The 12908-nt window shown below is 35.1% G+C and carries 9 protein-coding genes; 2 read left to right on the top strand and 7 right to left on the bottom strand.

The genetic code is table 11. From position 1 onward, the window contains the following. Nucleotides 1-165 precede the first annotated feature (165 nt). Complete coding sequence (gene rho / locus SD960_RS16505) at nt 166-2016, top strand: transcription termination factor Rho (RefSeq protein WP_318804849.1); 1851 nt, start codon at nt 166-168, stop codon at nt 2014-2016. Nucleotides 2017-2389: 373 nt separating this feature from the next. Here rho and SD960_RS16500 read toward each other — a convergent pair whose 3' ends face one another. From SD960_RS16500 to SD960_RS16485, 4 genes are all read right to left on the bottom strand, one after another. Next, nucleotides 2390-3406, bottom strand: a complete 1017-nt coding sequence (locus SD960_RS16500) for a M28 family peptidase (protein ID WP_318804848.1) — start codon at nt 3404-3406, stop codon at nt 2390-2392. Between the two features lie 8 nt (nt 3407-3414). Then, the gene (locus SD960_RS16495; protein WP_318804847.1) at nt 3415-4380 is read right to left on the bottom strand and encodes a DUF3667 domain-containing protein; all 966 of its coding nucleotides are present in this window, start codon (nt 4378-4380) and stop codon (nt 3415-3417) included. A gap of 248 nt (nt 4381-4628) precedes the next feature. Continuing rightward, nucleotides 4629-5402 (bottom strand): dienelactone hydrolase family protein, encoded by a 774-nt coding sequence (locus SD960_RS16490; protein ID WP_318804846.1) that lies wholly within the window; start codon nt 5400-5402, stop codon nt 4629-4631. Between the two features lie 111 nt (nt 5403-5513). Then, nucleotides 5514-5966 (bottom strand): Lrp/AsnC family transcriptional regulator, encoded by a 453-nt coding sequence (locus SD960_RS16485; protein ID WP_042563034.1) that lies wholly within the window; start codon nt 5964-5966, stop codon nt 5514-5516. A 203-nt stretch (nt 5967-6169) separates the two neighbouring features. On the opposite strand from SD960_RS16485, the gene rocD reads away from it, so the two are divergent. After that, nucleotides 6170-7420 carry an ornithine--oxo-acid transaminase gene (gene rocD, locus SD960_RS16480; RefSeq protein WP_318804843.1) on the top strand — a complete coding sequence of 417 codons (1251 nt, stop codon included), beginning with the start codon at nt 6170-6172 and terminating at the stop codon, nt 7418-7420. A 258-nt stretch (nt 7421-7678) separates the two neighbouring features. On the opposite strand, the gene SD960_RS16475 is transcribed toward rocD, so the two are convergent. The 3 genes from SD960_RS16475 to SD960_RS16465 form a co-directional block, all read right to left on the bottom strand. Then, nucleotides 7679-9319 carry an arylsulfatase gene (locus SD960_RS16475; protein WP_318804841.1) on the bottom strand — a complete coding sequence of 547 codons (1641 nt, stop codon included), beginning with the start codon at nt 9317-9319 and terminating at the stop codon, nt 7679-7681. Nucleotides 9320-9609: 290 nt separating this feature from the next. Next, complete coding sequence (locus tag SD960_RS16470) at nt 9610-10872, bottom strand: YeiH family protein (protein WP_318804840.1); 1263 nt, start codon at nt 10870-10872, stop codon at nt 9610-9612. A gap of 116 nt (nt 10873-10988) precedes the next feature. Beyond that, complete coding sequence (locus SD960_RS16465) at nt 10989-12608, bottom strand: sulfatase-like hydrolase/transferase (protein WP_318804838.1); 1620 nt, start codon at nt 12606-12608, stop codon at nt 10989-10991. Nucleotides 12609-12908: the final 300 nt, after the last annotated feature.

The raw sequence follows: 12908 nt of genomic DNA, 5'->3' as shown, positions 1-12908 counted from the left end.
CAAAAATATATTTTCTTTTTTTAAAATACTATTGTATGATTAAATTTTATTCGTATTATTGCATCATAATACCGTAAGCACTTCATACTGCGGTCAATTGAAAACAATTATCTACCTATCTTTTTACAGTATTTCCTTTAAAATAATTAAATTCATAGAATATTCATGTTTGATATTTCTGCATTAAAAGAAATGAAGCTTTCTGAGCTTCAAGAAATAGCTAAGTTAGCTAAAACTATAAAGTTTAATGGTGTTAAAAAAGACACTTTAATTAGTGAGATTTTAGCACATCAAGAAGCGACTGTAGCGCCGCCTGTACCTGCTGTTGCTGAAGCAGAAGTAGCTGATGACAAACCCAAAAGAGCCAGAATTGTTCCTGTAAAAAAAGCAGCAATTAGCAAAAACGCTCCTATTCTTGAATTTGATAAAGTAGAGGAAGCTCCCGAAAAGGTTAAGGCTCCTGCGATTTCAAAACAAAATCAAAAGGTTCAGGAAACTCCGGAAGTTGAAGAAACTGCTGAAAATGGCGAGGGAGAAGTAGAAAAAAAGGGACCAAAAATCGTAAAATTTAATAAATCAGCTTACGAGAAAAAAGTTGCTTTGCAAAAGGAAAAAGAAGCTGTAAAAGAAACAGGTTCTGAAGAAATTGCAGAAAATGAAAATATTGATGCAGCTCCTGTCGCTGAAAAAGCAGAAGGAACTACTCCGGTAAAAAAGATAAATCCGAATCAGCTTAAAAAGCAAAATCCTAACCAGAATCCAAATCCTAATCAAAACCCAAATCAGAATCAAAATGGGAATCAAAATGGAAATGTAAACGGAAACGGAAATAACGGAAACCAGAATCAAAACCCAAATCATAAAAATAAGAAAAGTAATTTCAGAGATTCAGATTTTGAATTTGACGGAATTATTGAAAGTGAAGGTGTGCTTGAAATGATGCCTGACGGATACGGATTTTTACGTTCATCAGATTATAATTATTTAGCTTCTCCGGATGATATTTATTTATCAACTTCACAAATTAGATTATTCGGTCTTAAAACCGGAGATACAGTAAAAGGAGTAGTTCGTCCTCCTAAAGAAGGCGAGAAATTTTTCCCTCTTGTTCGTGTACTGAAAATCAATGGTCACGACCCACAGGTAGTTCGCGACAGAGTTTCTTTCGAACACCTGACACCAGTTTTTCCTTCAGAAAAATTCAAATTAGCCGAAAAAGGCAGTTCAGTTTCAACCCGTATTATCGATTTATTTTCTCCAATAGGAAAAGGACAGCGTGGTATGATAGTCGCACAACCGAAAACCGGTAAAACAATGTTGTTAAAAGACATTGCCAATGCGATTGCAGCCAATCATCCTGAAGTTTATCTGATCGTTTTGTTGATTGATGAACGTCCTGAAGAGGTTACAGATATGCAAAGAAGTGTTCGTGGTGAAGTTATCGCGTCAACTTTTGACAGAGAACCACAAGAACACGTAAAAATTGCCAACATTGTACTTGAAAAAGCAAAACGTTTGGTAGAATGCGGGCACGATGTAGTGATTCTTTTAGATTCGATTACACGTTTGGCAAGAGCTTACAATACAGTTCAGCCAGCTTCTGGTAAAGTTTTAAGTGGAGGTGTGGATGCTAATGCATTACAAAAACCAAAACGTTTCTTTGGAGCTGCAAGAAATGTAGAAAACGGTGGATCATTGAGTATCATCGCAACTGCATTGACTGAAACAGGTTCTAAAATGGATGAGGTGATCTTCGAAGAATTTAAAGGAACCGGTAACATGGAGCTTCAATTGGATCGTAAAATCGCAAACAAACGTATTTTCCCTGCCATCGATCTTACATCTTCAAGTACACGTCGCGACGATTTATTATTAGACGAAAAAACATTACAAAGAATGTGGATCATGCGTAAATATCTATCAGATATGAACCCTGTAGAATCTATGGATTTTGTAAACGAACGCTTCAAGAAAACGAAGAATAATGAAGAGTTTTTGATTTCTATGAATGACTAAGGAAAGGTTCTAAGGTGCTGAGGGACTAAGGTTCTGAGGTTTTAACTTTGAGAATTTATTATATAAAAAAGGGATGAGTTTCAATAACTCATCCCTTTTTGTTTTTATCTTAGAAATGTAATGAATTCTATTAAAAAAATCTATTGATTTCACATTTCAAACATAGCCCACGGTTTCAACCGTGGAAGACGTATTGTGACAACGTATTGATAACGTATTGTGATAATCATTATGTTCCACACGGTTGAAACCGTGGGCTATGTTTATATAATGATAGTCTTAAGTTTATTTAAAAAATACTAACTTCAATTCTTAGCGTTTAAAAAAACCTTAGAACCTTAGCATCTCAGAACCTCAGTCCCTTAAAGGAACCTTATTTCTTATCTACTACCGGTCTGTTCTCTCTATTTGCCAATTCCCAGGCAACAACAAATGCTAATTGTGTTCTTTTGGTTAAAGCGTCGTATTCAATTTTTTCTGGTTCGTCACCTTTTCCGTGGTAATCTTCGTGAACTCCGTTAAAGAAGAAAACTGCCGGAATACCGTGTTTTGCAAAGTTATAGTGATCAGAACGCTCGTAGAAATGATTTGGATCTTTAGGATCGTTAAATTTAAAATCTAAATCAACTTTAGTAAATTTTTCATTTTGAGCCACTACAATATTATGTAGATCTGTAGATAATCTATCTGCACCAATTACATATACATAATTGTTTGTGTTTGCATGTTCAACATCACGACGGCCAATCATATCAATATTGATGTCAGTAATAGTGTTGGCAATTGGAAACAATGGATTTTCAGAGTAGTAACGAGAACCGTGTAAACCGTGTTCTTCACCGGTTACGTGCAGAAATAAAATAGAACGTTTTGGTCCGTGTCCGTCTTTTTTTGCTTTTGCGAATGCTTTTGCCATTTCCATTACGGCAACAGTTCCAGACCCGTCATCATCGGCACCATTATAGATTTCGCCATTTTTAATTCCAACATGGTCATAATGAGCAGAAATCACTAAAACTTCATCCGGTTTTTCAGAACCTTCAATATAAGCCCAGATATTTTCAGAATCAGGTAAGTTCTCGTTGCGTCGTGCATTTAAAAACGCTGCAGGAACTGGTTGATAGTAATCTTTTGCACCTTTAGGAAACGAAATATTATTTTTTTTGTATTGCCCGATCATGTAAAGTCCCGCTTTTTTCTGACCTGCAGAGCCAGTTTCGCGGCCTTGCATTTCATCAGAAGCAACCACATATAACATCTTTTTTAAATCTTTTTGGGTAATAGCATTCACGTATTTGGTTGGATCTGAATTATCTTTCGATACAACCGACTGCGCATTTTTACATGAAAATGCTGAGGCAATTAATAATAGAACTACAATTTTTTTCATTGCGGGGTTTAGTGTAAATTAATGAATATGTAAAAAACATAAAATGTTAGTAAAAATACAATAAAAAAGGAGTTTATAAAGAATAAGAATACACTTTTAATAAAGGAAACAATTCTGCTTTCGCCATAAAAACGGTGATGTGCCGGATAAAAATAATAAGACATCCAAAGTATCCCCACAAAATTTGTTATATCGGCTATAAAGCCAAAACCGCTTCCGAGCAAATCAGTAATCTTCTGAATAATAAAGAGTATGAGGAATATTAAAAGTAAAAACGAAAAATAATGCAGCGTAAATATTCCGTGATCAAAGTAATACCATTTCTTTTTATCGTGAAAAATCCATAAAAAGAAAGCAAAGAAAGGCATTATGATAAATAATATTTTAGGAATATTATGAACAAATGATTCTATAAACTTTTCTATAATTTCTGCCTTTGTATTGTTTTCTGTAACATGTACTACTTTTTCATAAACCCAATATTCAAAGTCAGTATACTTCTCGCTTGGTTTTCCATATTTCTGAATGGAGTCGACTTCCTTCATCGTCCTTAATTCAAAATGTGTATTTTTCTTAAAAGCTTCAATCCCTTTTTTATCTTGTTTGATAAGATTTGTGGTAATGTCTTTTTCGCTTTTTTGCAGGTTCTCTGTTACGTGAGAGGGAAACAATGCAATCATTAAAAACGTAATAAAACTGATAAAAATATAAAGACGAACCGGCGCCAGGTAAGACAATCTTTTTCCCGAAAGATATTCTTTGGTTAACGTGGCCGGTTTAAAAAGTAAATTTCGAATAGTTTTCCAAAAAGCATTTTCATAATGAGTCAAATCTTCAAAGAAATGAACAAATAAGTGATGAAACGTCTTTCGGCTGTCTGTGTTTTCCTGTCCGCAATTCGGGCAGTATTTTTGTTCGACAACGTGCCTGCAATTCAGGCAGGTTTTGTCTTTTCTAATAGGGCTGTGTGACATTGGTAATTTGGTTGGTTTTTGGTTTAGTTATATGTTTTTTGCCCACGGATGATGCGGATTAAACGGATTTACGCTGGTTTCTTTTTTGAAAAGTATCAATTAATCTGTTTGTTTTTTTTACAAAATTATATTTAAATAAATCTGCATTATCTGCATTATCTGCGTGCTTTTTTTTTGCACAAATTTTAATTAAAAATCAGCGTCAATCTGTTTAATCCGTTTAATCCGCGTGCTATTAAAGCAAGTTTTTATTTTTTTAATAGTTCATTCAAAAAAAGCTGTAAATGCTCAAAAGATCTTTTTGCAGCAACAGCATTGTAAGCAGCACCTTTTGAATTATCACTTCCGGCCTCAGGATTTGTAAACGAGTGTACAGAATTTGCATAATAAATCATTTGCCAATCGGCTTTTGAATCGCGCATTTCCTGTTGAAAAGCAGTGATTTCTGCTGAAGAAACATAAGGATCATCAGCACCGTGACAAACTAAAACTTTCGTCGTAATTGGTTCAACGGCGCGCGTTGCATCTTTACCTAAACCACCGTGAAATGAAGCAACACCTTTTACATTCAAATGTGCACGTGCAGCTTCAAGAACTCCTGTTCCACCAAAGCAATATCCAATAGCCACAATATTATCTGCATTTGCTCCGGATTTGATTAATTCCTGCAATGCCAAATTGATTCTTTTGTGATACTCAGCAACATTCGTTTTGTAGTAACCAGCCAGTTTTCCTGCTTCAGTAGTATTTTTTGGATAGTTTCCTTCGCCATAAATATCAGCGATAAAAACAGTATAACCTAGTTTTGATAATTCTTCAGCAATACCTTTAGATGCATTGTCGATTCCAAGCCAGGCCGGAAGAAGTAAAATACCAGGATTGTTACTGCTTTTTTTGGCAGCTTTTATAGATAAACCGTTTAATGTCTGATTTCCATCGGCATATTTTACAGGTTTTAGTTGTGCATTTATAGTGTTAGAAGACAGTATAATAGCTAGAATTAGAATAGTGGTATTTTTCATGATCTTACAATTTTAAACAAATATCAGAAATAAAATGCTACAAAAAAACCTCAGAAGAATTTTCTTTTGAGGTTTGTATTTTTGGAATTAAATGAAGGAATTTATTCGATTTTACAAAGAAATATTCCTTTTAAAAGCACATCCCAATTCTATCATCGAATCCGTTTTGGCAATTCCGGGGATATTATCGATTTTTTCATATAATATTTTACGCATGTGTTCGTGGTTTTTGGCCGTAATTTTTAAATAAAGCGTAAATGAACCCGTTACAAAATAGCATTCTGTAATTTCCGGAATTTCCTTTAAAGCCTCAATAATACGTTCAGAATCAGAATCTTTATTGAGCGTAATTCCCGTAAACGAAGCCCAGTCGTAACCAATTTGTTTTTCGTTTAAAATAGGTTTGATGCCGGTAATTATGCCTTGTTCAAACAAACGGTTAATGCGCTGATGCACCATTGTATTTGAGATTTTTAAATTAGTTGCGATTGTTGAATAAGCGATTCTTCCATCCTTCTCTAATTCTTTGATAATTTTTACGTCAAACTCATCTAAAATATCCATGCAAACTACTTTTTACGTTCTAATTTATGGTAAAGATAAAAATAAGTCTGATTAGATGTTTATTTCTGAATATTAAAATGACTTTTTTATTAGCTGAATTAAGTGATTTTGATTTTATATAGGTAATTATAAGTTAATAATTGTATTTTATTCGCTATAAATAAATAAATTTTATATTTTTGCTTTAATAAAAAAGAAATATCATGGCACATACACAAGAAGTTCTTTCGTCTAAATCGGAAGTTTTAATCGAAAAAGAAAATAAATACGGAGCTCATAATTACCATCCGCTTCCGGTAGTTTTAGAAAGAGGAGAAGGTGTGTATGTCTGGGATGTTGACGGTAAAAAATACTATGATTTTCTTTCTGCATATTCTGCAGTAAATCAAGGACATTGTCATCCTAAAATTGTAAAAGCAATGGTCGATCAGGCACAAAAACTGACGTTGACTTCAAGAGCTTTTTACAATGATAAATTAGGAAACTATGAAGAATTTGTAACCAATTATTTTGGTTTTGATAAAGTTTTACCAATGAATACAGGTGCTGAAGCAGTTGAAACAGCTTTGAAACTATGTAGAAAATGGGCATACGAAGTAAAAGGAATTCACGAAAATCAAGCGCAGATTATTGTCTGCGAAAATAATTTTCACGGAAGAACAACGACTATTATTTCATTTTCGAATGATGAAAGTGCCCGTAAAAACTTCGGACCTTTTACAGACGGATTTATAAAAATTGAATATGATAATCTTGAGGCTCTTGAAAAAGCTTTAGAATCATCAAAAAATATTGCCGGATTTTTGGTAGAACCAATTCAGGGTGAAGCCGGAGTTTATGTTCCATCAGAAGGATATTTGGCGAAAGCAAAAGCACTTTGCGAAAAACATAATGTTTTGTTTATTGCAGATGAGGTTCAAACGGGAATTGCCCGTACCGGAAAATTATTGGCCGTGCACCACGAAAATGTACAGCCAGATATTTTGATTTTAGGAAAAGCAATTTCTGGCGGAGTTTATCCGGTTTCGGCAGTTTTGGCCAATAATGAAATCATGAATGTTATAAAACCGGGTCAGCATGGTTCTACTTTTGGTGGAAATCCTGTTGCTGCAGCCGTTGCAATTGCTGCTCTTGAAGTCGTAAAAGAAGAAAACCTGGCCGAAAACGCAGAACGTTTAGGAATCATCTTAAGAAAAGGATTAAACGAAATTGCAGAACGCAACGATTTAATTACGCTTGTTCGCGGTAAAGGTTTACTAAACGCAATTGTAATTAATTGCAGCGAAGATTCTGATTTGGCCTGGGAAATCTGCCTGAAATTCAGAGACAAGGGATTATTGGCAAAACCAACTCACGGAAACAAAATTAGACTGGCACCGCCATTGGTTATGACAGAAACTCAAATTGCAGAATGCCTTGAAATTATAGAGAAATCTTTGAATGATTTTAGATAAAGAATAATTTTTTAACACATAGAAACATAGCTTATAGAAGCGAATAAAGTCGTTTCACTTAGTTTAAATGCATATAGCTATGTGTGAGAAACTAGTTTCTTTAAAATAATCTTTTCAAATTAATATAAAATCTATGTTTCTATGTGTTTAATTAAATTGCGCTTAACATATTAATTCAACTTACTTTATTAGATAAAAAAGCGTTCGCAATTGCGAACGCTTTTTCGTTATAACTACTTAAAATATCAAAAAAAGTAATTATTTCTTTAGTGCCGCACCGCCTGGCATTTGCTCTGGTTTAGAGTTGAATTTACTATATTCTACAACTCCTGTTTGGTTTGCCCAATCAAAATATTTGGCAGAAAGTTGGTTTACCACTGCAAGATTTTGTTTAGCAACATTGGTCGTTTCACCCCTGTCAGTTTCAATATTATAAAGCTCCCATTCATACGAAGGATAAGTCGAAACCAATTTCCATTTGCCATCGCGAACGGCTCTGTTTCCTGCTCTTTCCCAAAATAATGGTGCGCCTCTATCAACCTGCGAAACATTATCAAATAAAACAGGCAATAAACTCTTTCCAACCAAAGGATTTGTGACCGCACCATTATATTCTTTGGGATATTCAATTCCGGCCAATTCATAAAAAGTAGGAGCAAGGTCAATAATATGTCCGGTTCCTTTATCGATACGATTCGCTTTTATTTTTGATGGAAACCACGCAATAAACGGCGAACTAAATCCGCCTTCGTGCATATTGTTTTTATATTGCTGAAGCGGTGTATTAGACAAATAAGCCCAGTTTTGTTCCTGATAATCAAATGATCCCGAAGTTCCAACAGGTCCTTCGTTTCTAACTAAACCTCTTCCTAAAGGATTGTAAGTATTAAAACCACCTTGAGCGCCATTGTCTGAAATGAAAATAATCAAGGTGTTTTTGTCTTTTTTCAATGCTTTTATTTTTTCTAAAACCTTACCAACGTTCTGATCCATGTTATCGACCATTGCGGCGTAAACTTCCATTTTGGCTTTCCAGAATTGCTTTTCGTCATAGGTCAGTTTATTCCATTCCGGAACTTCAGGATCTCTTGCAGAAACGGTTTGATCTGCCGGTAAAATCCCGCTTTCTTTTAATTTCTGAATTCTTTTTTCTCTTAAAATATCCCAGCCTTCATCAAATTTACCTCTGTATTTGGCAATATCAACCGGTTTTGCCTGCAACGGCCAATGCGGCGCTGTAAAAGCGAGATACAAAAAGAAAGGTTTGTTTTCCTTATTTTGTTCCTCCAAAAAAGTAACCGCGTTGTTTCCAATTTCATCTGTAAAATAATACGAATCATCTTTTGGATGCAGTTCTTCATTATTACGAAGCAATTTTACCGGATAAGGTGTTTTCCCAAAAGGCAAACCTTTAGTGTCAAAATAATTAGAAGCACCTTTTAAAATTCCGTAAAATTTATCAAAACCTCTTTGATTCGGCCATTGCGCCTGATCTTCAGAACCAACGTGCCATTTTCCGGATAAAATAGTGCTGTAACCGCCAGAGCGAAAAACTTCGCCCAAAGTCAGAGATTCTTTGTTTAAATATCCCTGATACGCCGGCAATCCTAAATTAACATCAAAAAAGCCAACTCCGGCTTTGTGTTGATATTGTCCCGTTAATAAAGATGCTCTCGTTGGCGCACAAATTGAGTTGTTGTAAAATTCGCGTAAGCGCAAACCTTCATGTGCCAGTTTATCAAGATTGGGTGTCTTAATTTCGGAGCCGTAATTTCCCAAATCAGAATAACCCATATCGTCGACCATAATTAAAATGATGTTTGGTTTTGCTTTATTTTGAGCATGAATGGAGAAACTAAAAGCGAATAAAAGGTTGAGCGTAATAAATGTTTTTTTCATTATAATTGATATTTTAATTTATTGAAAATCTCTGTGTTTATCTTTGTCAAAGTTTTAAACTTTGACAAAGATTTGCGCCCAATTGTTACGCGCATTTTTTGTCATCCTGAGGAACGAAGGATCTTCGCAAGAAACTCTATATAGTAATTTCTCCAATCTTTGTTGAGCTACTCGTGGAGATCCTTCCTCCGTCAGGATGACAATATTGTGGTTACGTTTTGCATAAACTTTTGTCGAGCTACTAGTGAAGATTCCTCGTTCCTGGGAATAATAAAAATGAACTTACAGGACTATTTCCTAAACAGCAAAAAGGCAATAACCAGCGTAATAATTACATTGAATAATTGCGCTATTAAAAAAGCATACAAAGGTTTTTTGCTGTTATTGCTGAGTAAATCTTTAAAATTGGTTTCTAAACCAATACTTGTAAAAGCCAGTGCGAACCAAATGCCTTGTAAATTTTTCAAACTGTCTTTGACTTCCTCACGAACTTCGGGTGTAATAAAAAAAGAAAAAACCAGTGAAGCGACAATAAAACCAATAACAAATTTTGGAAAACGCTCCCAGATCAGACCCAAAGTTGGTTTTGATGCTACGGCTTCATCTGATTTATTGTGCGTATAAGTCCAATAAACGGAAATTGCAAAAGCGGCTAATCCTAATAAAACATTTTGGGAGAATTTTACAATTGTGCTAATTTTTAAGGCCGTTTCGCCAACCAAAGTTCCCGAAGCGACAACTGCGCCCGATGTATCGATGCTTCCGCCAAGCCAGGCTCCGGTAACTTCTTCAGGGAAATTGAAATATCGGGCAATGATCGGCATAAAAATCATCATGGGAATCGCCGTTACCAAAACCATCGAAATAACATACGACAGTTTTTTTGAATCGCCTTTAATAGCGCCCGAAGTGGCAATAGCAGCAGAAACGCCACAAATGGAAACCGCACTAGAAATCATCATGGTTAGTTCATCGTCGACTTTTAATTTTCGGCAAAGCCAAAAAGCAAAATACCAAACTGATAAAACCACGACCAAAGCCTGAATTAATCCTAAGGAACCCGCCTTTAGAATGTCTGAAAAAATAACGCTCGTTCCCAATAAAACCAATCCAATTTTTACAAATACTTCTGTAGCAAGTGCAGATCGAAACCATTCGGGAAGTTTGAAAAAGTTGCCTATCAGTAATCCGATAATTAAACTGAAAATAACGGCTTCTAAATTGAGTGCCTTTATTTCTGAATTTCCTGCCAGAATAAGTGCAATTACAGTTAGAATATAAACTACGGGAAAAACGATTAAAAAATATTTTACCGATTTTCCAATTAAAAAAGCCCCAAGTGTTCCAATAATGATTAGATAAATAAATTGGGTTATGAGGAGTTTCAAATTAGAGAAAGCAAAAACATCATTGGTTAATTCTGCTCCGTTTGACCATTTGAAAATGGGAACTTCGGGAAGAAAAACAAACAGCGAAATCCCGATGATTAAAAATCCGAGAATTACGACCGTCCAGTCTTCGTGAAAGTTATATTGTTTTGAGGTAGTTGACATTTTGTGTTTATTTCCTGCAAGGTTTTCAAAATCTTGTAGGTATTAATTTTTATTAATAAAGCGATTAAATAATAGACCTACAAGGTTTTGAAAACCTTGCAGGACTTCTGTAACTTTTACAAATCGACAAAGTATTTTTGTTTTCCAAAGTCAAATTCATAATAAGTCAAATTGGGCCATAAAGGTTTTACAAGACCTTTTTCCCAGTTTTGCAAAGCAGCGTGAAGCTCTTTTACTTTTGCCGGATTTTTTTGAGCCAGATCTGTGGTTTCAGATTTATCGTTTGCCAGATTATAAAGCCATTCTTCGTGCGTTTTTCCGCTGATGATTAATTTCCAGTCACCGCTTCGAATTGCTTTTGCATCGCCGGAACGCCAGTATAAATTTTTGTGTGCTTCTGTATTGTTGTTGACAGTTGAAATCAAATCAACACCATCGTAAACCCTGTCTTTTGGTAAACCAGAATGCGTAACAGCGGCAATTGTGCTAAAAATATCCAGTGAACTTACAGGCGTTTTGTAAACAGTATGCGGTTTGATTTTTCCCTTCCACGAAAGTGCAAACGGAACATTGATTCCGCCTTCAAAATGCGAAAATTTACCGCCTTTTAATGGTGCATTTGTTGTGGCGAAAGTATAATCTGCACCACCGTTATCACTCGCAAAAATGATTAAGGTATTTTCTTCAAGACCTTCTTTTTTTACTTTGGCAACAATTCTTCCAATGGCATCGTCAAGCGCGCTGATCATGGCAAAATACACGCGTTTGTTTTCGTCTTTTACATTCGGAAAACGATCGTAATATTTTTTTCGAACCTGAAAAGGCGTGTGTGGCGCATTAAACGGCACGTAAAGTAAAAAAGGTTTGGTTTTGTTTTTATCAATAAAAGCTTCGGCTTCGTCAGCAAATGTTTCGGTTAAATAGGCTTTGTTTTTGATGATGGTAGTATCACGACGAATTTGACCGATTCCGACACGTCCATTTCCCCAAATTGTTTTATCAGTAAAATCCTTATGATGATGGTTTATAATATCCGGATTATCATCTTCGGGTGTGTAAAGCGAAAACGCCTGATAAAATCCGTAATGGTAATCGAAACCTCTGTTCAGCGGAAAAAATCCTTTGTTGTGTCCCAAATGCCATTTCCCGATAATTGCTGTGGCGTATCCTTGTTTTTTGGCTAAATCGGCAAACGTAATTTCAGATTGAGGTAAACCCTGAGTAGCAATTGAAGCTTCGTTTGGATATTCTATTTTTTGATTTAATCTCCAGCTATTCGTATTAATCAGATATTTGAAAGCATAATATTCCAAATTGTTTTTCGGATATCGGTCTCCCGGCTGATATTCATGTCCAAAACGTTCCTGATAACGACCCGTTAACAAACCCGCGCGCGAAGGCGAACAAATCGAAGACGAAACATAACCATCTGTAAAAGTTACGCCAGAAGCCGCCAAAGAATCAATTTGTGGTGTTGGCGTCGCTTTTCCTCCGTATAACGAAATATCGTATTTGCCTAAATCATCGGCTAGGAGAATGATAATATTGGGTTTCTTTTCTGATGATTTTGATGTGTCTTTTTGTGCCAGAAATGCCGTTTTTCCTTCGACTAATTTTTTATCAGGTTCTATTAATTTTCCGTTTGTATTAATAGGCCAGAATAAAAATAGTACCGCAATAAAAAGTACAAGCAGAATTGGAATAAGGATTTTTTTTATTCTTTTGAATGATGCCATATTTTTGAATTTGTTTTTGGTATTGAGTTGTTGAGTGTGTTTTTTAACACATAGAAACATAGATTTTATAGTTCGAAAAAGACGTTTCACTCTAAATAAATCTCATAGGCTTTGCGAAAAAAACAAGATTTCTATGTTTCTATGTGTTTAAAAATTGATTGTTATTTTTGACAAAGCTTACCTCGTGTTTTTGTCATTTCGATTTCTATGATAAAACCAAATCTTTTTGATAAGGGATTTGGTTTTTTATTACCGCAAAAACCCGATGGATTATTTTATTTCTTACAGCGTTTAAAATGC

Source organism: Flavobacterium sp. MMLR14_040 (assembly GCF_033657265.1).
Classification (GTDB): Bacteria; Bacteroidota; Bacteroidia; order Flavobacteriales; family Flavobacteriaceae; genus Flavobacterium.
This window is presented reverse-complemented; position numbering and strand designations above follow the sequence as displayed.

Excerpts from the sequence above, each read along its gene's own strand:
- SD960_RS16465 (WP_318804838.1), bottom strand. The coding sequence starts at position 12,608 with ATGGCATCATTCAAAAGAATAAAAAAAATCCTTATTCCAATTCTGCTT.
- SD960_RS16490 (WP_318804846.1), bottom strand. The coding sequence starts at position 5,402 with ATGAAAAATACCACTATTCTAATTCTAGCTATTATACTGTCTTCTAAC.
- SD960_RS16495 (WP_318804847.1), bottom strand. The coding sequence starts at position 4,380 with ATGTCACACAGCCCTATTAGAAAAGACAAAACCTGCCTGAATTGCAGG.
- rho (WP_318804849.1), top strand. The coding sequence starts at position 166 with ATGTTTGATATTTCTGCATTAAAAGAAATGAAGCTTTCTGAGCTTCAA.
- SD960_RS16470 (WP_318804840.1), bottom strand. The coding sequence starts at position 10,872 with ATGTCAACTACCTCAAAACAATATAACTTTCACGAAGACTGGACGGTC.
- SD960_RS16500 (WP_318804848.1), bottom strand. The coding sequence starts at position 3,406 with ATGAAAAAAATTGTAGTTCTATTATTAATTGCCTCAGCATTTTCATGT.
- SD960_RS16475 (WP_318804841.1), bottom strand. The coding sequence starts at position 9,319 with ATGAAAAAAACATTTATTACGCTCAACCTTTTATTCGCTTTTAGTTTC.
- rocD (WP_318804843.1), top strand. The coding sequence starts at position 6,170 with ATGGCACATACACAAGAAGTTCTTTCGTCTAAATCGGAAGTTTTAATC.
- SD960_RS16485 (WP_042563034.1), bottom strand. The coding sequence starts at position 5,966 with ATGGATATTTTAGATGAGTTTGACGTAAAAATTATCAAAGAATTAGAG.